We start from the raw sequence: 21,890 nt of genomic DNA on the forward strand, positions 1-21,890 counted from the left end.
CGCGCGCGGGCGCTGGGCACCGCGCGACTTCAGGCGTACGCGAGCGCTGCCACCGCGGCGGCCCACACGATGAGACCGACGGTGACGGCGACCGCCACCCAGTCCCATCGGCGATGCACCGGCTCGTCGCTTCCGGCCCCGTGCACCGTTCCCACCGCACCGGAAGCGTGCTGCCGCCCGGAGTGCTCCGCCTTACGCCGGCGCAGCTCCGCCACCACGTCCTCCCCGGTGTGACCGGCATCCTCGAGCCGCCGCTCCGGGCCGAGGCGCCGCGGGCGCGCGATCGCCGGTCCGCCGAAGCAGCGCACGATCGCCCCATCCTCGAGCATCAGCTCGACCTGCCAACGCATCGCGACCTTCTGCACACGCCCCCAGGGGACGAGGATGCGCCGCAGCGGGTTTCGCACCTCCACCCCGTCCGCGTCGGCCCGGATGCCGGCCGACGCGACGAGGTACCCCGCCCAGAGGGCGAGCAGCGGCCAGGGTGCGATCAGCAGCGCCTCTCGCACTCCGGACCGCGCGACCGCATCCCAGAGCAGCATCCCCACGAGGAGTGCACCGATGGCGACGAGCAGGTATCCACCGGGCGGCCGGTACACGAAGGTCGCGGGACTCATGGCAGGGGCGCGAGGCCACCGCCCAGCGGCGCGGACGCCCCCGGGATCGCGTCGAGCAGCCGCCGCGTGTACTCCTCCCGGGGGTCGCTGAAGATGGAGTCGACAGTGCCCTGCTCGACGATCCGGCCCTTCTCCATCACGCACACCAGATCCGCGGCGACTCGCACCACGGCGAGGTCATGGGTGATGAACAGATAGGTGAGCCCCAGCTCGCTCTGCAGCTCCGCCAGGAGCCGGAGGATCTGGTCCTGCACGAGCACGTCGAGGGCGGACACGGCCTCGTCCAGCACGACGATGTCGGGCTTCAGCGCCAGTGCCCTGGCGATGGCCACGCGCTGACGCTGCCCGCCCGACAGCTCGTTGGGGTATCGCGAGGCGAGCTCGCGCGGCAGCGCCACCTGGTCGAGGAGTTCCAGCGTCTGCCGGTGCTGCTCCTGGCGGGTGCCGATGCCGTGCACCTGCAGCGGTTCGGCGATGAGGGTGCCGATGCTGCGGAGCGGGTCCAATGACCCGTAAGGATCCTGGAACACCGGCTGCATGCGCCGGCGCAGCCGGAAGATCTCCCCGCGGCTCATGGTGCTCGTGGACTGCCCGTCGATCAGGATCTCGCCGTCGGTAGGCGTCTCCAACTGCAGCAGCATCTTCGCGACTGTGGATTTACCCGATCCCGACTCCCCGACCAGTGCCAGCGTCTTTCCTCGGGGGATCCGGAACGACACGTCATCGACCGCTCTGAACCGTTCGCGGTGCAGCCCGCCCGTGCGGATCGAGTATTCCTTCACCAGTCCGCGTACCTCGATCACCGCGGGCGCCGTGGGCGCAGGCACGGCGGTCGCGCCGGAGGACCCGATGCGCTGCGACGCGAGGCTCGGCGCCGCGGCGACCAACCGCTGCGTGTACGGATGCTGCGGGTCGGTGAGGATGTCCGCGCTCGGCCCTGCTTCGACGATCTCGCCCTGGTTCATCACGATGATGCGGTCCGCGCGGTCTCCCGCAAGGCCCAGGTCGTGCGTGATGAGGAGCACCGAGGTACCGCGTTCGCTCGTGAGGCGCGCGAGGTGGTCCAGGATGACGCGCTGCACGGTCACGTCGAGCGCGCTGGTCGGCTCGTCCGCGATGAGCAGCTTGGGATCGGCGGCGAGGCCGATGCCGATCAGCGCGCGCTGGCGCATGCCGCCCGAGAACTGGTGCGGGAACTGATGCATGCGACGTTGCGCGTCCGCGAGTCCTGCCTGCTGCAGGACCTCCACCGCCCGGTCGTGCACCTCACGGCGACCCTGCGCCAGGCCGTTCGCCTTGACGGCCTCCTTCACCTGGAAGCCGATGGACCAGACCGGGTTGAGATTCGACATGGGATCCTGCGGCACATAGCCGATGTCGCGGCCCCTGATGCGCTCCATCTCCGCGCGCCCGGTCCGGGTGAGGTCCTTGCCGTCGAGCGTGATGCTGCCGCCCGTGACGTGACCTGTGCCCGGCAACAGGTCGATGATGGCCGACGCGGTGGTGGACTTGCCGGAGCCGGATTCGCCGACGATCGCGAGGGTCTCCCCTGGGAACAGGTCGAAGCTGACGCCGTGCAGCACCTGTCGCGCGTTCGTGCCCTTTCCGAACGCGACGGTGAGGTCGTTGACGCTGAGAAGCGGTGCGTTCATCGCTGTGCCCTCGCCTTCGGGTCGACGGCGTCGCGGAGCAGCTCGCCGAGAGTGATGAACGCCAGCACCGTGATGGTCAGTGCCAGCGAAGGCCAGAACAGCGCCATGGGGGCGGTGCGGATGCTGGTCTGCGCCTGGCTGATGTCGTTGCCCCAGGACATGATGGAACCGCCGAGGCCCACGCCGAGGAACGACAGCACCGACTCGGCGACGATCGCGGTGCCCAGGCTGAGGGTGGCGACGACGATCACCGGGGCCATGGCGTTCGGCAGAACGTGGTACAGCAGCGTCTTGAAGCGGGACACGCCGAGCGCCTCCGCACCCATGACGAAGTCGGCCTGTTTCACCCGCAGCACCTCGGCGCGCATGATGCGGGCGGTGGCCGCCCAGGCGAACCCGCCGATGGCGAAGGCGAGCACGAACTCGTTGCGCACCGGCATCACCGACATCACCACGACACCCGCGATGATGTACGGGATCGTGAAGAAGATGTCACCCACACGGGAGAGCAGCGAATCGAGCCAGCCCCCGTAGAACCCGGCGAAGGCGCCCATCACGATGCCGATCACGGTGCTGATGAGGGTCGCGAGCACGCCCACCACGACCGACGTGCGCGTACCCCAGATCACCCGCGAGTAGACGTCGCACCCCTGGCGCGTGAAGCCCAGCGGGTGCCCCGCTTCAGGGCCGCCGTTGCTCTTGGCGAGCTGGTAGCCGTTGTTGGGCGGGACGTTCGTGAACAGCCCGGGAAACAGCGCGACGACGATGATCAGCACGGCGAACACGACCGAGATCCAGAACAGCGGCCTGCTGCGCAGGTCGCGCCAGGCGTCCAGCCAGAGGTTGCTCGGCTTCGGGTCGATGCGGACGACGTCGACGGCGACGGAGCGGGTGGCGACCGGAGCGACATAGTGCTCCTGCCGTGGGTCAGGTCGAGACATAGCGGATCCTCGGGTCGAGCAGGCCGTAGATCAGGTCCACGATGATGTTGACGAACACGTACACGACGACGAACACGGTGACGAAGGACACCACAGTCGGGTTCTCGCCCCGGATGATGGCTTCGTAGAGCGTGTTGCCCACGCCGGGGACGTTGAAGATGCCCTCGGTCACCGTCGCGCCGACCATCAGAATGCCGAATACGGTCCCAAGGTCGGTCACCATCGGGATGAGCGAGTTGCGCAGCACGTGCACGGGGATGACCCGCCGCCGCGGCAGCCCCTTGCTGTACGCCGTGCGCACCCAGTCTTGGTTGAGGGTGTCGATCGTCGAGGAGCGGGTGAGCCGCATGCTGGTCGCGTACACGCTCACGCCGAGCACGATCGCCGGCAGCCAGAGGTCGCCCCAGTCGTTGCGGGCGCCGACCGTCGGCCGGAACCAGCCGAGCTGCACGGCGAGGAAGTACTGCGCGAGGAACGAGAGCACGAAGATCGGCACGGCGATGAACACCAGCGCGAGGACGAGCATGGCGTTGTCGAAGATCCCGCCCTTGCCCAGCGCCGAGAACAGCCCGATCACGATCGCGAGCACGAACGCGATCGCGACGGCCATCACCGCCAGCCGCAGCGTCACAGGGAAGGTGCGCGCCAGCACGTCGCTCACCGGCTGCCCGGAGAAGCTCACGCCGAAGTCGAGTCGGAAGATGCCGGCGATGTAGTGGAAGTACTGGGCGATGAACGGCTCATCCAGGTGATACCGCGCGCGCAGCCGCTCCAGCAGCGTCTCGCTGGGCTGTCGGTCCCCGAACAGCGCCGCGATCGGGTCGCCGGGCATGGCGAAGACCATGAAGTAGATGAGCAGGGTGGCGCCGAAGAACACCGGCACCGCCTGCAGGATGCGTCTGAGGATGTAGAAGGCCACCCTCGACCTCCCTTCGGGTACGAGCGCGCATCGCGCGCCAGGGGGCAGAGAGAACGAGGCGGTGGTGGACGTCACCACCGCCTCGTTCCGAAGGGTTACTCCGCCTTCTTCTCGATCTGCTCGAACAGCGGGACCGAGTTCCAACCGAACTTCACGTTGTCGACCGTCTCGGCGTACCCGCCCACGACGTTCGAGTACCACAGCGGGGTGGCCGGAAGGTCCTGCAGAAGGATCTCCTGCGCCTGCTGGAACAGCTCGTTCGCCTTCTCCGGGTCGGTCTCGGAGATGCCGTCCGCCAGCAGCTTGTCGAACTCCGGGTTCGAGTAGTCGCCGTCGTTCGAGCCGGCGTTGGTGGCGTACAGCGGGCCCAGGAAGTTGTACAGGCCCGGGTAGTCCGCCTGCCAACCGGTACGGAACGCGGTCTGGATGGAACGGTCGGTGACCTTGCCGCGAAGCTCTGCGAAGGTCGGGTACGGAGCACCGGAGGCTTCGATGCCGAGGGTGTTCTTGATCGAGTTCACCGTCGCGTCGACCCAGGCCTGGTGGCCACCGTCGGCGTTGTAGGCGATCTGGAACTCACCGCTCCACGGGCTGATCTCGTCGGCCTGCTCCCACAGCTCCTTGGCCTTCTCGGGGTTGTACTCCAGCACCTCGCTGCCTTCGAGCTCGTCGCTCCAGCCGTCGATCACGGGGGAGGTGAAGTCGCTCGCCGGGGTGCGGGTGCCCTGGGAGATCACGTCAGTGATCTCCTCACGGTTGATCGACATCGACAGCGCCTGGCGACGCAGCTTGCCCTCCTCCCCGCTGAAGTGCGGCAGACGCTCCGGGATGGTGAACGACTGGAAGACCGCCGCCGGCTGGTTCACGGCCCGGTCGCCCAGATCGGACTCGAAGGTCTCGTACGCAGAGTCCGGGATGGCGTCGAGCACGTCGAGTTCGTTCGCGAGCAGGTCGGAGTAGGCCGCGTCCTGCGTGGCGTAGAACACGATGTTCAGGCCGCCGTTGACGGGCTTGCGCGGGCCGTCGTAGTCGGGGTTGACGACGAGGTCGATGCCGACGTCGTGCTGCCATGCACCCTCGCCGTCGAGCATGTACGGTCCGTTGCCGATCGGGTTCTCACCGTACGCCGCCATGTCCTCGAAGGCCACGTCGGGGAGCGGGTAGTACGCCGAGTAGCCCAGGCGCTGCGCGAAGTCGGAGGCGGGCTTGTTCAGCGCGATGGTGAACGTGTACTCGTCGACCTGCTCGAGACCGGTGAGCTCGGAGTCCTCGTCGTAGCTGAACCCTTCGATGTCCTCGAAGAAGTAGCTGGACAGCTGCTCGTTCGAGGCCAGCGCCCCGTAGTTCCAGGCCTTGATGAAGTTGTCGGCGGTCACCTCTTCGCCGTTGGTGAAGGTCAGGCCCTCGCGGATCTTGATGGTCAGATGCTGCGGGTCGTCGACCGTGATCTCCTCGGCGACGTCGTTGAAGACGGAGCCGTCCTCCGCGTAGCCGATCAGACCGGCGAAGATCGCGTCGAGGATCTTTCCACCGCCGACCTCGTTCGTGTTGGTCGGGATCAGCGGATTCTGGGGTTCGGATCCGTTGACCTTGATGATGGCGCTCGAGTCGACGTCGGATGCGTCGTCGCCGCCCGTGTCGGGATTCTCGGATCCCGCGCAGCCGGAGAGTGCCAGGGCACTCGCCGCGAGCAGCGCGAGTCCCGCCAGGGTGATCTTGTTGCGCTTCACTGTGTCCTCCTGTGGACGAGTAAGCACGCGCTCATCCTTGAGCACGCCGATGCTCCGCGCGTAACCGTGGCCGGCGCCCGGGAGGAACTCCGTTAATGAACTGTTACTGAACGGCCGGTCGGGAAACGACGCGAGCCCGCCCCGGACGGTGTCGGGGCGGGCTCGGGAACGACGAGCGGATGCTACGCGAACGCCTCCACGGGCGGGCAGGCGCACACCAGGTTGCGGTCGCCGTACGCCTGGTCGATGCGCCGCACCGGGGGCCAGTACTTCCCGGCCACCAGCGTCGGCACCGGGTAGGCGGCCTCCTCGCGGGTGTAAGCGTGCTGCCACTCCCCCGCGATCAGCGAGGCGGCGGTGTGCGGCGCATTCACCAGCGGGTTGTCGGATGCCGGCCAGCGGCCCGCCGCGACGGCATCCGCCTCGGCCTTGATCTCGATCATCGCCTCGATGAACCGCTCGATCTCGCCCAGGTCCTCGGACTCGGTCGGCTCGACCATGAGCGTTCCCGCGACCGGGAACGACATGGTGGGCGCGTGGAAGCCGTAGTCGATGAGCCGCTTGGCGACGTCGTCGACGGTGATGCCGGTGGCTTCGCGCAGCGGGCGCAGGTCGAGGATGCACTCATGCGCGACCCGGCCGTTCTCGCCGGTGTACAGCACCGGGTAGTGGTCGGCGAGGCGCACGGCGATGTAGTTCGCGGACAGCACGGCGGCGGCGGTCGCCTCCCGGAGGCCGGCCGCGCCCATCATCCGGACGTACGCCCACGAGATCGGCAGCACACCGGCCGAGCCGTACGGCGCCGCCGAGACCGGCCCGCCCTCAAAGACGTGACCGCCGGCGTGCTGGGTGCGCTGCGCCAACGGATGGCCGGGCAGGTACGGCGCGAGGTGCGCCTTCGCGGCGACCGGGCCGACACCGGGCCCGCCGCCGCCGTGCGGGATGGCGAACGTCTTGTGCAGGTTCAGGTGCGACACGTCGCCGCCGAGGTCGCCGAACCGTGCGTAGCCCAGCAGGGCGTTGAGGTTCGCGCCGTCGACGTACACCTGCCCGCCGGCCTCGTGCACGGCCGAGGTGATCTCGACGACCTGCTGCTCGTACACGCCGTGCGTGGACGGGTAGGTGATCATCAGCGCGGAAAGCTCGTCGGCGTGCTGGGCGATGTTGGCGCGCAGGTCGTCGAGGTCGACGTTGCCGAGCTCGTCGCAGGCCACCACCACGACCTTCATGCCTGCGAGCACCGCGGATGCCGCGTTGGTTCCGTGTGCGGAGGACGGGATCAGGCAGACGGTGCGCTGCGTATCGCCGTTGGCGAGATGGTACCCGCGGATCGCCAGGAGCCCGGCCAGCTCGCCCTGTGAGCCGGCGTTCGGCTGCAGCGAGACGGCGTCGTAGCCGGTGACCTCCGCCAGCCACGCCTCGAGCTGGTCGATCATCGCGAGCGACCCCTCGACGTCGGATGCCGGGGCGAACGGGTGCAGCTGCCCGAACTCCGGCCAGGTGACGGGAGCCATCTCGGTGGCGGCGTTCAGCTTCATCGTGCACGAGCCGAGCGGGATCATGCCGCGGTCGAGCGCGTAGTCGCGGTCGGCGAGCTGCTTCAGGTACCGCATCATGGCGGTCTCGGAGCGGTGCACGTGGAACACCGGGTGGGTGAGGTACTCGTCATCGCGCAGCAGCGCCTCCGGCAGCGCGTCTTTCCCGGTCGTTGAGCGAGCACCGCCGAAGGCGGAGCGAGACGAAACGCCTCCGCCGAACACGCGCGCCACAGCCTCGAGATCGGCGACCGTGGTGGTCTCGTCGACGGAGATGCCGACGGTGTCGGCGTCGACGAGCCGCAGCAGGATGCCGGCGTCGTGCGCCGCAGCGACCAGCGCCTCCGCGTCACCCGGGACACGCACGTTCAGGGTGTCGAAGAACGCGTCGTGCACGACCTCGACGCCGGCCTCGACGAGCCGGTCGCGCAGCAGCGCGGCCTTGCCCGCCACGTCGGCAGCGATCGCCCGTAGCCCGTCCGGACCGTGGTACACCGCGTACATCGACGCCATCACGGCCAGCAGGACCTGGGCGGTGCAGATGTTCGAGGTCGCCTTCTCACGGCGGATGTGCTGCTCACGGGTCTGCAGGGCGAGGCGGTAGGCGGGCCTGCCCTCCGCATCCTGCGAGACGCCGACGAGCCGGCCGGGCAACTGCCGCTCCAGCCCGGAGCGGACGGCCATGTACCCGGCGTGCGGGCCGCCGAAGCCCATCGGCACGCCGAAGCGCTGGGTGGTGCCGACCGCGACGTCCGCGCCCATCGATCCGGGCGAGCGCAGCAGCGTGAGCGCGAGCAGGTCGGCGGCGACGACGGCGAGCCCGCCGGCGACGTGTGCGGCGTCGATGACGGCGGTCGGATCCCACACCCGACCGGAGGCGCCCGGGTACTGCAGGAACACGCCGAACAGCGCGGCAGGCAGCTCCTCACCGGCGGCCAGGTCGCGCTCCACGAGGTCGATGCCGACGGCATCCGCTCGGGTGGCGAGCAGCGCCTTGGTCTGCGGCAGCGCGTCGGCGTCGACGACGAACACGTTGGACGTCGACTTCGACGCGCGGCGCGCCAGCAGCATCCCCTCCGCGACCGCGGTGGACTCGTCGAGCATCGACGCGTTCGCGGTGGACAGCCCGGTGAGGTCGGACACCATGGTCTGGAAGTTGATCAGCGCCTCGAGCCGGCCCTGCGAGATCTCCGGCTGGTACGGCGTGTAGGCGGTGTACCAGGACGGGTTCTCAAGCACGTTGCGCTGGATCACCGAGGGGGTGAAGGTGCCGTAGTAGCCCAGCCCGATCATCGGCCGGTTCACCCGGTTGCGGGAGGCGAGCCGGCGCAGCTCGGCGAGCGCTTCCGCCTCGGTCGCCGCCGCGGGGATCACCGAGTCGGAGGTGGCGGGGGTGAAGATCGCGGCGGGCACGGCCTGACGCATCAGCGTCTCGACCGGCTCGTCCCCGGTGACGCCGAGCGCGGCGAGCATCTGCCGCTGCGCGTCGGCGGGCGTGCCGATGTGACGGTCTGCGAACGAGACCACTCTCAGCCCTCCGTGATCGCGACGTACGCGGCGCGGTCGAGCAGGCCGTCCAGGGCGCCGTCCGCGACCTCGACCTTGACCAGCCAGCCGTCCTCGAACGGCGCGGAGTTCACCAGCGACGGGTCGTCGACGACGGCGTCGTTGACCTCGACGACGGTGCCGGATACGGGTGCGTAGAGCTCGCCCACCGACTTGGTCGACTCGATCTCGCCGACGACGGAGCCCGCCGTGATGGCGGTGCCGACGGCGGGCAGCTCGACGAACACCACGTCACCGAGCTTGTCGGCGGCGTAGTCGGTGACGCCGAGCGTCACGACCGGGCCGTCGGCGGTGACCCACTCGTGCTCTTCGCTGTACTTGAGGGCGTTGAGATCGGTCATTTCTTCCTCCGGTAGAAAGGCAGTGCGGTCACGGTCGCGGGGACGAGGGTGCCCCGCACATCAAGGAATACTCCGGTTCCCTCGGCGGCGGAACCGGCGTCGAGGTAGGCCATCGCGATGGGGTGGCCGAGGGTGGGGCTGAGGGCACCGCTGGTGATCTCGCCGATCTCGGCGCCGTCGGCGTCCCGCACCGGGTAGCCGGCGCGGCCCGCGCGACGTCCCTCAGCGGTGAGGCCGACGAGGACGCGGGCGTCGGCGGCGGGTGCGACGGCGTCCTTGCCGACGAACCGCTCCTTGTCGGTGACGACGACCCGTCCGAGTCCGGCCTGCGCCGGCTTGGTGTCCAGGGTGAGCTCGTGGCCGTACAGCGGCATCCCTGCTTCGAGACGGAGGGTGTCGCGGGCGGCGAGCCCGGCGGGGACGAGGCCGTGCGCCGTGCCCGCCGCGGTCACGGCATCCCACAGCGCGACCGCGTCCTCGGCGCCCACCAGCAGCTCGAAGCCGTCCTCACCGGTGTACCCGGTGCGAGCGAGCAGCAGCGGGGCACCGGCGAACGTGGCCGACGCCCAGGCGTAGTACTTCTGCTCGCCCCACGGGATGCTCACGTCGCCGATGCCCTCGGTGGCCGCCAGGATCGCCTCGGCGTGCGGGCCCTGCACGGCGATCAGCGCGTAGTCGTCGGAGACGTCGGCGACGTCCACCTCGAACCCGGCCGTGCGCTCGGTGAGCGCGTCGCGGACGGCGTCGCGGTTGCCGGCGTTGGAGATGATCAGGTAGTCGTCCTCCTGCAGGCGGTAGACGATGACGTCGTCGACGATGCCGCCGGACTCGGCCAGCAGCAGCGAGTACTTCGCCTTGCCGACCGCGAGCGCGGACAGCCGGCCGGCGAGGGCGTAGTCGAGGAACGCGGGGGCGCCGGCACCGCGGACGGTGAACTCGGCCATGTGCGAGATGTCGAAGATCCCGGCCGCCTGCCGCACCGCGTGGTGCTCGGCGAGGTCGGAGGTGTAGCGCACCGGCATCTGCCAGCCGCCGAAGTCGGTGAAGGACGCGCCGAGCGCCTCGTGGCGCTCGCGGAGCGGTGTGTAGCGGAGTTCGGTCACGGAGTTCTCCCGGTCGGGACGGGCGGACCAGCGTCGGCGCTGATCCCTGGAACTCCCCCTCTGTCATGGGCCTGAGAGCTTCACCCGGACTCGATCTCGAGAGGGGCTTTCACCGTCGGCGGATGCCGGAGCATCGCTTTTCAGAGCGGCCTGGGCCCGGGCGGTGGGGGTACCTGAGAGATTGGCGGGGAGGCTTGCTCCTTCGGTGCCCGGCTGCGTTCACCGGGCTCTCCCGCACGGGTCGTACGGCCTGTGTTCGGTTGTGGCCCCAGTGTAGCGGCAGCGGGCGCCGCCCGCCGACCCGTAGGCTCGGTGCTGTGACCGGAGAGAGCACTGAGAACGACGCCATCCGCGTCGCCGTCTCCACCGTCATCTTCTCGCTGCGGGCGGCCCCGGACGGCGATCGTCTGATGCTGCCCCTGGTGCGGCGCACCCGCGAGCCGTTCCTCGGGATGTGGGCGCTGCCGGGCGGGTGGCTGGACGTGGCAGAGGATCTGGATGCCGCGGCGTCGCGCACCCTCGCCGAGACGACCGCCCTGATGCCCAGCTACCTCGAGCAGCTGTACACGTTCGGCGCGGTCGACCGATCGCCCACCCGCGTGGTCTCGGTCGTGTACTGGGCGCTGCTGCGCAGCGATCTGGTGGACGCGCAGCGTGCGGCGGCGGACGCGCCGGAGAACGTGGAGTGGTTCGACGTCGACGAGCTGCCTGAGCTCGCGTTCGACCACAACCGCATCGCCGAGTACGCGCTCTGGCGGCTGCGCAACAAGGTCGGCTACAGCACGATCGCGGCAGGCCTGCTGCCCGACGAGTTCACCCTCACCGAGTTGCGCGAGGTGTACGAGACGGTGCTCGGCCGTCGGCTCGACCCGTCGAACTTCCGCCGCCTGCTGGAGGGCTCGGACGAGCTCGTCCCGACCGAGCACTTCCGCACCGGCAAGCACCGCCCGGCCCGGCTGTACCGCTACAACGCCGAGGCCTGACCCAGGGTCGTCGCCCGCACACGCGAGAGCCGTTGCAGTTCTGGTCAATCCGACATAATCTGTGAGCAGCACAGTAAGTGTCAGATCGACCAGAAGAGGCGATGCCCGATGCCCACGCTCTCACTCCCCGCCGTCGACCCCTCGGTCGACCACGCGATCCAGGCGATCGTGGCCGGCGCCTCCGAGGACGCCACCTGCACCACCGACCTCGCCGCCGGCCCCTGGAACTTCGACACCCGACCGGGCTACGGCCCCGGCTCCTCGATGGGCGACGTCATCCGCGTCGGCGCTCCTCGGCAGGGCGAGCTGCCCGCCGAGTACCGCGAGGCCGGCGAGGACGAGCTGGACGCGCGCATCCGCGCCGCCCGCGCGACGCTCGGCGATCGCGTCGTCATCCTCGGGCACTTCTATCAGCGCGAGGAGGTCGTGCGGCACGCGGACTACGTGGGCGACTCGTTCCAGTTGGCCGGCGCGGCGAAGGGCCGCCCCGAGGCCGAGGCGATCGTGTTCTGCGGCGTGCACTTCATGGCCGAGACCGCCGACCTGCTGTCGGGCCCGGATCAGGCCGTCATCCTGCCCAACCTCGCCGCCGGCTGCTCGATGGCCGACATGGCGAACATCGACGAGGTGGAGGACTGCTGGGAGCAATTGGCGGACGTGCTCGGCCCGCTCGACGTCCCCGACGCCGACGGCCTGCTGCCGGTGATCCCCGTCACGTACATGAACTCGTCCGCGGCCATCAAGGGCTTCGTGGGCCGGCACGGCGGTATCGTGTGCACCTCTTCGAACGCCGCCACGGTACTGGAATGGGCGTTCCAGCGCGGGCGGCGGGTGCTGTTCTTCCCGGACCAGCATCTCGGCCGCAACACCGCCAAGGCCATGGGCGTCCCCCTTGAGCGGATGCCGATGTGGAACCCCCGCCGCCCGCTGGGCGGCGCGTCGGCGGAGCAGCTCCGCGACGGACAGGTCATCCTGTGGCACGGCTTCTGCTCGGTGCACCGCCGCTTCACCGTCGACCAGATCGACAAGGCCCGCGCCGAGCACCCCGGCGTGCGGGTGATCGTGCACCCGGAGTGTCCGATGGAGGTCGTCGACGCCGCCGACGAGGCAGGATCGACGGACTACATCCGCCGCGCGATCGAGGCGGCCACCGAGCCGACCGTGTTCGCGATCGGGACCGAGATCAACCTGGTCCGTCGCCTGGCCGCGCAGCATCCGCAGCACGAGATCTTCTGCCTCGACCCCGTCGTGTGCCCGTGCTCAACGATGTACCGCATCCACCCCGGTTACCTCGCCTGGGTGCTCGAGGAGCTCGTCGCCGGACGCACGCCGAACCGCATCCGGGTCACCGATGACGTCGCCGAGCCGGCCCGCGCGGCCCTCGAGCGGATGCTGGCGGCGAAGCCGCGATGAAGGTCCTCGTCGCGGGCGGCGGAGTGGGCGGGCTGAGCACGGCGCTCCTCGCCGACGCGCGCGGGCACCGCGTCGAGCTGCTCGTGAAGGGCTCGCTCGGCGACGGCTGCACGCCGCACGCGCAGGGCGGCATCGCCGGCGAGTACGGCCAGGGCGACTCCCCCGCCCTGCACGCCCTGGACACCATGCACGCCGGCGACGGGCTGGGAGACCCGGTGGCGATCGCCGCACTCGTGGACGGCGCCCGCGCCGCGCTGCGCCGACTGCAGGATGCCGGTGTCGCCTTCGACCACGCCGCGGACGGCACCGTCGCCCGCGGCCTGGAGGCCGCGCACAGCCGCGCGCGGATCGCGCACGCCGGCGGCGACGCGACCGGCGCCGCCATCTCCGCCGCGCTCGCCCGGAGGGTGCGCACCACCGGCATCCGGGTCCGCGAGCACGCCCTCGCCGCCGACCTGCTCACCGACCGCGGGCGCGTGTACGGAATCCGCCTGCTGGGCGGCGAGGAGATCGACGCGGATGCCGTCGTGCTGGCCACCGGCGGCGCCGGCCGGCTGTTCGCGCACACCACGAACCCGGCGGAGACGACCGGCGACGGGATCGCCATGGCACTGCGGGCCGGCGCGGAGGTCGCGGATCTGGAGTTCGTGCAGTTCCACCCGACCGTGCTGGCCGGCACCGGGTTCCTCGTCTCCGAGGCCGTGCGGGGTGCCGGGGCGACCCTCATCGACGGCGACGGGCGGCGCTTCCTGCTCGACGAGCACCCCGACGGCGAGTTGGGGCCGCGCGACGTGGTCGCCCGAGCGGTGGCGCGGCGTGCCGCCGAGCAGGGTGGTCCGGTGCGGCTGGACGCCACGATGCTGGGAGCCGCCGAGCTCGCCCGTCGATTCCCGACGATCGGCGCGGAGACCCGGCGGCAGGGCTGGGACTGGTCGCGCGAACCCATCCCTGTGACGCCGGCGGCGCACTACCTGATGGGCGGAATCGTCACCGATGTCGACGGCCGCACGTCCCTGCCGGGCCTGTGGGCGGTCGGCGAGACGGCGCGCACTGGCGTGCACGGCGCCAACCGGCTCGCGTCGAACTCACTGCTCGAAGGGGCGGTGTTCGCGGCGCGTGCGGTGGAGTCGCTCACCGTTGCGGTCCCTGAGCCCGTCGTCGGGCGCTCCGCGATGGATGCCCGAGGTGAAACTGTCCCCCGCCGCCCTGCGGGCGGCTCCCGCCAAGCCGGATGCCAGCTCGCCTCGGGCATCCATCGCTCCGCTCCGACCACAGCGCGGGAGAACCTCCGCGCCGCGCTGCAGCAGGTGATGTGGGAGCACGTCGGACTGCTGCGGTCCCGGGACGGTTTGGAGGAAGCAGTGCGCACGCTCTCCGGGTGGGAGACACCGGAAGCGGTCGATCGTGCCACGTTGGAGGACGCCAACCTCCTCACGGTGGCGTGCGCGATGGCATCCGCCGCCCTGGCCCGCACCGAGTCGCGCGGCGCCCACCACCTGCTCCCCGAACCCGCCCTGATCGGAGCCCGATGATCACCGCCGCCGCCCTCGACCGCGCCGTGCGCGCCGCCCTCGAGGAGGACGCTCCCTGGGGCGACCTCACCAGCAGCACGCTGCTCCCAGCGCACGCCACGGCGACCGCCGACCTCGTCGCCCGCGAGGCCGGCACCTTCAGCGGGGGCGACGTGTTCGCGGCCGCGTTCGCGCTCACCGACCCGTCCGTGCAGGTCGATCTGCACGTCGGTGACGGCGACCGCTTCCAGCCCGGAGACGTGCTCGCCAGCGTGATCGGCAGCGCGCGCAGCATCCTCACCGCCGAGCGCGTGGCCCTGAACTTCGCCCAGCGGATGAGCGGGATCGCCACCCTCACCGCGGCCTACGTCGACGCCGTCGAGGGCACCGGGGTGCGCATCGCCGACACCCGCAAGACCACGCCGGGGTTGCGCGAGTTCGAGCGGCACGCCGTCGTCTGCGGCGGCGGCAGCAACCACCGCCGCTCGCTGTCGGATGCCGTGATGGCCAAGGACAACCACCTCGCCGTACTGCAGCAGGACGGCAAGGACCTCGCCACGGCGCTGCGCGACGCCCTCACCCGCCTGCCGCACACCGTGCACGTCGTGGTCGAGGTGGACCGGCTCGACCAGATCCCGGCGGTGCTGGACGGCGGGGCGCACACCGTGCTGCTGGACAATTTCTCCCTCGCCGACCTCCGCGAGGCGGTCGCTCTGATCGGCGGAGGCGCCACGGCCGAGGCCTCCGGCGGGGTGAACCTCGACACGGTCCGCGCGATCGCCGAGACCGGGGTCGACGTGATCTCGGTCGGCGCGCTCACCCATTCTGCGCGTGCCCTCGACCTCGGACTCGACGTGCGGATCGGCTGACATGCCCGCAGGCATGCTGTACCTCGACCACGCCGCCACCTCCCCGGTACGCCCGGAGGTGCTCGCCGCGATGCGGCCGTACCTCACCGACGTGTTCGGCAACCCCTCCAGCCACCACACCGCCGGTGAGGCGGCCGCCGCCGCCCTCGAGGACGCCAGGGCGCAGGTCGCCGCGTTCCTCGGCATGCGCGCCCGCGACGTGGTGTTCACCTCCGGCGGCACCGAGGCCAACAACCTCGCCGTCAAGGGCATCGTGCTCGGCGGCGAGCGACGGCACCTCGTCACCACCCCGATCGAGCACGAGTCCGTCCTGGAATCCGCCGCCTACCTGCAGCGGTTTCACGGCGTCGACACGACGCTGCTGCCCGTGGACGCGCACGGCGCCGTCGACCCCACCACCCTGTCGGACGCGATCACCGACGACACCGCGCTGGTCAGCTTCGCGCACGCCAACAACGAGATCGGCACCGTGCAGGACGCGGCAGCGGTCATCGCCGTCGCCCGCGACCGCGGTGTGCCGGTGCACGTCGACGCCGTGCAGTCCGCCGGGTGGGTGGACCTCGCCGGCCTGCAGGCGGACGCGGTGTCGATCGCCGGGCACAAGCTGGGAGCGCCGAAGGGCACCGGCGCGCTCGGCGTGCGTTCGCGGATCCCCATCGAGCCGCTGCTGCACGGCGGCGGGCAGGAGCGCGGTCGCCGCAGCGGCACCGAGAACGTGGCAGGCGCGGTGGCACTCGCGGCGGCCGTGACGCTCGCCGACACCGAACGCGCCGCGGCCGCGGCATCCGTCGGCGAAGAGGTGCGCGCGTTCATCGCCGAGGTGCTGCGGACGGTGCCGGGCTCCGCACTCACCGGGTCGCCCACCTCCCGCCTGCCCGGTGTGGCGAGCTTCACGTTCGCCGGGACGTCCGGCGAGGCGGTGCTGCTGGAGCTCGAGCGCCGCGGCGTGGTCTCCTCCAGCGGGTCGGCGTGTGCTGCGGGCAGCGACGAGCCCTCCCCCGTGCTGCTCGCGCTCGGCATCCCCGCGGCCGTCGCGCAGACCGCCGTCCGGTTCACGTTCGACCGCACCCCGCCGCCCGCCGGCCTCGGCGCTCGGCTCGCCGCTCTGGTGGCGGATGCCGTGCGCGCCGTCGCCGCGTGACGCCGCCGGACGCGCGCGGCTGTCGAAGGCGGCCAGCGGATGCCGCCGCCGGCGCCCCAATAGACTCGGCTGGTGACCGCAGCGCCCCTCGTGACCATGATCGTGCCGGGGCGGGACGTGGCCGGCTACGTTCCTGCAGCCCTGGCATCGCTGCAGGCGCAGACCGAGCAGCGCTGGCGGGCCGTGCTCATCGACGACGGCTCGGCCGACGACACCCGGGCGGTCTTCGAACGTGCGGCCGCGGAGGACTCCCGCTTCACCGTGCTGCATCACCGTGAGGCCCGCGGCCTCGGCGGCGCGCGCAACGCCGGACTCGAACTGGTCGACACTCCGTTCCTGGGCTTCCTGGACGCCGACGACGAGCTCACCCCCGACGCCATCGCACGGTGGACGCGCGCTCTGGAGGAGTCCGGCAGCGACTTCGTCGCCGGAGCGTACGTCCGCACCCGGCTGGTCGACGGCAGGTACCGACCCGGCCGCGTGCAGCCGTGGGTGGAACGGGCGACGTCGCCGCGTGCCCTCGGCACCACCCTGGTGCAGCGTCCGCACGCGTCGGCGAACATCGTCGCCTGGTCGAAGCTGAGCCGCACCGGCTTTTGGGACGACCTGCGGTTCCCCGAGGGCGTGGCCTACGAGGACCAGATCGTCGCCCAGCTGATGTACACGCGCGCCGCGACGTTCGACCTGATCCCCGACGTCGTGGTGCGGTGGCGGGTGCGCCCGGACGGCACGTCGATCACGCAGGGCAGGGGCACCCTGCCCGTGCTGCGCGACTACCTGGCGGCGCTGCGCGGCGGCATCCGTGTGCTCGAGGCGGCCGGATGCGCGGACGCCGTCGTCGCCCGCCTCGATCTCATCCTCGCGATGGACCTGCCCCCGCTGCAGCGGATCGCCGACACCCACCCCGACCCGGCGTACCGTGCCGCGCTGGCGGCGTTCGTCGACGAGCTGCACGCGTTGCCGGAGTTCTCCGCGACAGCCCCCGATCCGTCGCTCGCCGCGGCCCTGGAATGGTGACCACATGACCTACCTCGACTCGCTCTTCTCCCTCCAGGGCCGCACCGCGGTCGTCACCGGCGGCAGCTCCGGCATCGGCCGTGGCATCGCCACCGCGCTCGCCCAGGCGGGTGCCGCCACTGTGGTCGTCGCCCGCGGCCGCGACCGCGTCGACGAGACGGTGCGGGAGCTGACGGATGCCGGATGCCGTGCCGCCGGCGTCACCGGCGATCTGTCGTCCGCCGACGGCATCCGCCGCCTCGCCGAGGACGCGACCGAGCCGTTCGGCGAACCCGACATCCTGGTGAACTCGGCCGGGATCAACATCCGCCCGCCGTACGCGGAGATCACCGAGCAGGACTGGCATGACACGATGACCGTGAACGCGCTCGCGCCGTTCCTGCTCGGGAAGCGTTACGCGCCCGGCATGGCCGAGCGCGGGTTCGGGCGGCTGCTGCACATCAGCTCGCAGCAGGCGCACCGGGCTTTCGTGGGCAGCGGCGTGTACGGAGTGTCGAAGGGGGCGGTCGAATCGCTGGTGCGCTCCGAGGCCGAGGCGTGGGGAGGCACGGGCGTGACAAGCAACGCGCTGGTGCCGGGCTTCGTGCTCACGCCGCTGAACGCCCGGCTGCAGGAGGACCCCGACCAGGTGGCGGCGCTGGCGGCGCGGACCATGATCGGCCGCAACGGCCTGCCCGAGGATTTCGCCGGCGCCGCCGTGTTCCTGGCCAGTCCGTCGTCCTCGTTCGTCACCGGGCAGTCGCTGTTCATCGACGGCGGGATGTCGGTGCACTGAGCGGGCGGCCGGTTACGGCGCGACCTCCTCTTCCGCGTCGAGCACTCGGCTGGCGGCCATCTGCTCCGCGGCGAGCGCGGCGTACAGCCCACCCGCCGCGAGCAGCTCGGCGTGCGTCCCCGATTCGACGATCCGGCCCGCCTCGACGACATGGATGACGTCGGCGCCGATCACCGTGGACAGCCGGTGCGCGATCGTGAGCGTCGTCCGACCCTTCGCCGCCGCATCCAGCGCGTCCTGCACCAGCCGCTCGGACACGGTGTCCAGCGCCGAGGTCGCCTCGTCGAGCAGCAGCACGGGGGGATCCTTCAGCAGCACCCGCGCGATCGCGATGCGCTGCTTCTCGCCCCCGGAAAGACGGTAGCCGCGCTCGCCGACCACGGTGTCGTAGCCGTGCTCGAAACCGGCGATCACGTGATGGATGTTCGCCGCGCGGCAGGCGGCCTCCAGCTCGGCATCCGTCGCCTCGGGCTTGGCGTACCGCAGGTTCTCGCGGATCGTGGCGTGGAACAGGTACGTCTCCTGCGACACGATCCCGATGTCGTCGATGATCGACTCCTGCCGCAGCGTGCGGACATCAGCGCCGGCGAACCGCACGGTGCCCGCACTGGCCTCGTACAGCCGCGGGGCCAGGTAGAGGATCGTCGTCTTGCCGGCACCGGACGGGCCGACGAACGCGACGTGACTGCCCGGCTCTGCCACGAACGAGACGCCGTCGAGCGTCGGGCGGCTGTCGCCGGCGGCATCGGGATAGCGGAACACGACGTCTTCGAACGCGACCTGACCTCGTGGGCCGGGTGCGTCGGCGACGTCGATCGCGTCCGCGGCGTCGCTGATCTGCGGCACGAGATCCAGGTACTCGAAGATCCGCGCGAACAGCGCACGGGAGGTCTGCAGGTCGAGCGCGACGCGCATCAGCCCCATCAGCGGCATGAGCAGCCGCGCCTGCACGGTGGTGAACGCGACGATGGCGCCGGCGGTGATCTCACCCGTGCCGCCGGTGATGAGCAGACCGGCGACGAGGTACACCACGGCCGGCACGCTGGACATGATCACCTGGACGACGGCGAAGAACCCCTGGCCGCTCATCGCCCTGCGCACCTGCAGTCGCACCTGGTTGTCGTTCTCGCGCTGGTAGCGCGCGGACTCGGTGCGCTGCCGGTTGAACGACTTGGACAGCAGGATGCCGGACACGCTCAGCGTCTCATGCGTGATGCTGGTCAGCTCGGACAGCGACTCCTGCGTCTCAGCGGCGATCCGCGCGCGCACCTGCCCGACGCGCCGCTGCACGAGGACCAGCACCGGCATCATCACGATCGCGATGAGCGTCAGCCGCACGTCGATCAGCAGCATGGCGACCAGAGAGGCGATCACGGTGACGGTGTTGCCGAGGATGCTGGTGACCGTGTTGGTCAGCACGCCGGACACACCGCCGACGTCGTTCTGCAGCCGGGACTGGATCACGCCGGTCTTGGTGCGGGTGAAGAAGCCCAGCTCCATGGCCTGCAGGTGCTCGAAGAGCCGCACCCGCAGGTCGCCGGTGACCTCGTTGCCGACGGTCGAGGTGAGCCAGGTCTGGGCGACGCCCACCGCCGCGGAGAGCAGGAACAGGCCGATCATGGCACCCACGAGCGTGGTCAGCAGACCGATCTGCGGTGGCCCGCCGTCGAGCGGGAACAGCGCGTGATCGAAGATGCGTTGCACGAGCAGCGGCGGGATGACCGCCAGCCCCGCGCCGATCACGACGAGCAGCGCTGTCAGGGCGAGCCGCCAACGGTAGGGGCGGAACAGCGCCACGACGCGGCGCCCGAGTCCTGGCACGCGCGGGGCCTGCGCGTTGAGCCGGCGCTGCGTCTGCTCGTCGACGCCGCGGAACCCGCCGCGCCCTCCGCCCATGCCGCCCATGCCGCCCATGCTCATCCCGCCAGGCTAATGCGCGGGGGCGACATCGCGGTTCCCCCGTCGTCGAACGAGAATTCACCCGGAGGAGGGAATCAAACGCACGCGGCTGCGGTTACGCTGTAACGCTGCGCCGCATCCCAACACTTTCCTCGGAGGAGACCCATGTCTGCTGTCCACACCGGTCCCTCGCCCACAGTCGCGCGCGACAACGGCATCATCCCGCGCAAGGACATGGCGGTCATCTGGGTGCTGCTGACCGCCGCGTTCGTCGCGATCCTCAACGAGACGACGATGGGCATGGCGATCCCGCACCTCATCACCGATCTCGGCATCACGCCGATCGCCGCGCAGTGGGTGACCAGCGCGTTCATGCTCACCATGGCGGTGGTGATCCCCACCACCGGCTTCCTGCTGCGCCGCTTCACGACGCGACAGATGTTCCTCGCCGCCCTGGTGCTGTTCTCGTCAGGCACGCTGATCGCCGCGCTCGCGATCGGGTTCCCGATGCTGCTCGCCGCGCGCATCGTGCAGGCCTCAGGCACCGCGATCATGATGCCGCTGCTGATGACCACCATTATGAACCTGGTGCCGCCGGCCTCGCGCGGCCGGATGATGGGCCGGGTGAGCGTGGTGATCTCGCTGGCGCCCGCGATCGGTCCGACCATGTCCGGCTTCCTGCTCGACACGTTCGGCTGGCGCGCCATCTTCGTGGTCGTGCTGCCGATCGCGCTGGTGGCGATGTTCATCGGCTGGCGCTGGCTGACCGACGTGGGCGAGACCACCCACGCGCCCATCGACGTGCTCTCCATCATCCTGTCGGCCTTCGGGTTCGGCGGCATCGTGTACGGACTGAGCCAGATCGGCAGCATGGGCGAGGGCATCAGCTGGGCGCCGCTGGCCGTCGCGCTCGCGGTGGGCGTCGTCGCGCTCGGCCTGTTCCTGTGGCGCCAGGTCGTGCTCCAGCGTGAGGACGACGCGCTGCTGGATCTGCGGATCTTCCGGTCGAAGGACTTCACCCTGTCGATGGTGCAGATGTTCCTGTTGTCGATGGCGTTCTTCGGCAGCATCACCGTGATCCCGCTGTACCTGCAGGACGCGCTCGAGATGAAGGCGGTGGATGCCGGACTCGTGGTGCTGCCCGGCGCCCTCGCGATGGGTCTGCTCGGCCCGGTCATCGGCCGCATCTACGACAAGCACGGCACGCGCATCCTGCTCATCCCCGGTGCGTTCCTGGCCGCCGGGATGCTGTGGCTGGTCACCACCCTCACCGTGCACAGCTCCGTCTGGCTGGTGCTGGTGGCGCAGACGCTGCTGTCCGTCGGGCTCGCCCTGTCGTTCACGCCGCTGTTCACCGCGTCACTGGCGTCGCTCACGCCCAAGTTCTACTCGTACGGCAGCGCGGTGATCGGCACGATCCAGCAGGTGGCCGGTGCGGCCGGCATCGCGGTGATCATGGCCGCGTTCACGGCGGTCAGCAACACCGGCGGCGGCACGCAGGTGCCTGAGGCGGTGGCGGCCGCCACCCGGACGTCCATCACGATCGCGGCGGTCATCGCGACCGTCACGATCGTCGGCGCATTCCTGATCCGCAAGCCGGAGGACCACGCCGAGCACCCGGGTCACGCCGCGCACTGACACGCTGCGTGCGCGAAGCGCCTCGCCTCTCGGCGGGGCGCTTCGTCGTCTCAGCCCTGCTCGGACTCGCGGTCCCGCTCGGGGGCAGGCACGGCGCACACGCCGTCCACGCACATGCCGGCATCCGCTCCAGGCGCCGACAGCAACTCGAGTCCCGGCGGCGGAGTGAGCACGGTTCCGGTCTGCGGGGTGACGGATTCGGTCATCCCTCGATCGTACGCCGCCCTAGCGAGCAGGGGG

18 protein-coding genes and 1 riboswitch are annotated in these 21,890 nt (G+C 70.7%); of the genes, 8 read left to right on the forward strand and 10 right to left on the reverse strand.

The features are described from left to right. Positions 1–29 precede the first annotated feature (29 nt). The 8 genes from RIF65_RS00130 to gcvT all read right to left on the reverse strand — a co-directional run bounded on the left by RIF65_RS00130 (position 30) and on the right by gcvT (position 10,404). Positions 30–617 (reverse strand): PH domain-containing protein, encoded by a 588-nt coding sequence (locus RIF65_RS00130; RefSeq protein WP_309066591.1) that lies wholly within the window; start codon positions 615–617, stop codon positions 30–32. Continuing rightward, a complete protein-coding gene (locus RIF65_RS00135; protein WP_309066590.1) occupies positions 614–2,269 on the reverse strand; it encodes an ABC transporter ATP-binding protein in 1,656 nt (551 codons plus the stop codon). Before RIF65_RS00135 ends, RIF65_RS00130 begins: the two co-directional genes overlap by 4 nt. After that, a complete protein-coding gene (locus tag RIF65_RS00140) occupies positions 2,266–3,210 on the reverse strand; it encodes an ABC transporter permease (protein ID WP_309066589.1) in 945 nt (314 codons plus the stop codon). Before RIF65_RS00140 ends, RIF65_RS00135 begins: the two co-directional genes overlap by 4 nt. After that, positions 3,197–4,129 (reverse strand): ABC transporter permease, encoded by a 933-nt coding sequence (locus RIF65_RS00145; RefSeq protein ID WP_309066588.1) that lies wholly within the window; start codon positions 4,127–4,129, stop codon positions 3,197–3,199. The genes RIF65_RS00140 and RIF65_RS00145 overlap by 14 nt, the downstream gene beginning before the upstream one ends. A gap of 95 nt (positions 4,130–4,224) precedes the next feature. Further along, positions 4,225–5,859: a peptide ABC transporter substrate-binding protein gene (locus RIF65_RS00150; RefSeq protein ID WP_309066618.1), complete on the reverse strand. Its 1,635-nt coding sequence runs from the start codon at positions 5,857–5,859 to the stop codon at positions 4,225–4,227. A 182-nt stretch (positions 5,860–6,041) separates the two neighbouring features. Beyond that, complete coding sequence (gene gcvP / locus RIF65_RS00155; RefSeq protein WP_375142110.1) at positions 6,042–8,867, reverse strand: aminomethyl-transferring glycine dehydrogenase; 2,826 nt, start codon at positions 8,865–8,867, stop codon at positions 6,042–6,044. A 56-nt stretch (positions 8,868–8,923) separates the two neighbouring features. Beyond that, complete coding sequence (gene gcvH, locus RIF65_RS00160; protein WP_309066586.1) at positions 8,924–9,301, reverse strand: glycine cleavage system protein GcvH; 378 nt, start codon at positions 9,299–9,301, stop codon at positions 8,924–8,926. Next, positions 9,298–10,404, reverse strand: coding sequence for a glycine cleavage system aminomethyltransferase GcvT (gcvT, locus tag RIF65_RS00165; protein WP_309066585.1), 1,107 nt, complete (start codon positions 10,402–10,404; stop codon positions 9,298–9,300). Before gcvT ends, gcvH begins: the two co-directional genes overlap by 4 nt. A 151-nt stretch (positions 10,405–10,555) precedes the next feature. Further along, positions 10,556–10,649, reverse strand: a riboswitch (glycine riboswitch). A gap of 72 nt (positions 10,650–10,721) precedes the next feature. On the opposite strand from gcvT, the gene RIF65_RS00170 reads away from it, so the two are divergent. From RIF65_RS00170 to RIF65_RS00200, 7 genes are all read left to right on the forward strand, one after another. Beyond that, positions 10,722–11,387, forward strand: a complete 666-nt coding sequence (locus RIF65_RS00170; RefSeq protein WP_375142101.1) for an NUDIX hydrolase — start codon at positions 10,722–10,724, stop codon at positions 11,385–11,387. Between the two features lie 108 nt (positions 11,388–11,495). Beyond that, positions 11,496–12,800: a quinolinate synthase NadA gene (nadA, locus tag RIF65_RS00175; RefSeq protein WP_309066584.1), complete on the forward strand. Its 1,305-nt coding sequence runs from the start codon at positions 11,496–11,498 to the stop codon at positions 12,798–12,800. Beyond that, positions 12,797–14,332, forward strand: a complete 1,536-nt coding sequence (gene nadB / locus RIF65_RS00180; protein ID WP_309066583.1) for an L-aspartate oxidase — start codon at positions 12,797–12,799, stop codon at positions 14,330–14,332. The genes nadA and nadB overlap by 4 nt, the downstream gene beginning before the upstream one ends. After that, positions 14,329–15,180 (forward strand): carboxylating nicotinate-nucleotide diphosphorylase, encoded by an 852-nt coding sequence (gene nadC, locus RIF65_RS00185; protein WP_309066582.1) that lies wholly within the window; start codon positions 14,329–14,331, stop codon positions 15,178–15,180. Before nadB ends, nadC begins: the two co-directional genes overlap by 4 nt. Before the next feature lie 13 nt (positions 15,181–15,193). Further along, positions 15,194–16,321: a cysteine desulfurase family protein gene (locus RIF65_RS00190; RefSeq protein ID WP_309066616.1), complete on the forward strand. Its 1,128-nt coding sequence runs from the start codon at positions 15,194–15,196 to the stop codon at positions 16,319–16,321. A 72-nt stretch (positions 16,322–16,393) separates the two neighbouring features. Next, a complete protein-coding gene (locus RIF65_RS00195; RefSeq protein WP_309066581.1) occupies positions 16,394–17,338 on the forward strand; it encodes a glycosyltransferase family 2 protein in 945 nt (314 codons plus the stop codon). Between the two features lie 4 nt (positions 17,339–17,342). Beyond that, the gene (locus RIF65_RS00200) at positions 17,343–18,113 is read left to right on the forward strand and encodes an SDR family NAD(P)-dependent oxidoreductase (protein ID WP_309066580.1); all 771 of its coding nucleotides are present in this window, start codon (positions 17,343–17,345) and stop codon (positions 18,111–18,113) included. A 12-nt stretch (positions 18,114–18,125) separates the two neighbouring features. On the opposite strand, the gene RIF65_RS00205 is transcribed toward RIF65_RS00200, so the two are convergent. Then, entirely contained in the window at positions 18,126–20,018 is a 1,893-nt protein-coding gene (locus RIF65_RS00205; protein WP_375142111.1) for an ABC transporter ATP-binding protein, read from the reverse strand. A 159-nt stretch (positions 20,019–20,177) separates the two neighbouring features. Between RIF65_RS00205 and RIF65_RS00210 the strand changes: the two genes are divergently transcribed. Further along, entirely contained in the window at positions 20,178–21,650 is a 1,473-nt protein-coding gene (locus RIF65_RS00210) for an MDR family MFS transporter (protein WP_309066579.1), read from the forward strand. A 50-nt stretch (positions 21,651–21,700) separates the two neighbouring features. Here the strand turns inward: RIF65_RS00210 and RIF65_RS00215 are convergent, their stop codons facing one another. Beyond that, positions 21,701–21,856 carry a hypothetical protein gene (locus RIF65_RS00215; protein ID WP_309066578.1) on the reverse strand — a complete coding sequence of 52 codons (156 nt, stop codon included), beginning with the start codon at positions 21,854–21,856 and terminating at the stop codon, positions 21,701–21,703. Between the last annotated feature and the right edge of the window lie 34 nt (positions 21,857–21,890).

It is taken from the genome of Microbacterium sp., from assembly GCF_031180975.1.
Taxonomy (GTDB): domain Bacteria; phylum Actinomycetota; class Actinomycetes; order Actinomycetales; family Microbacteriaceae; genus Microbacterium.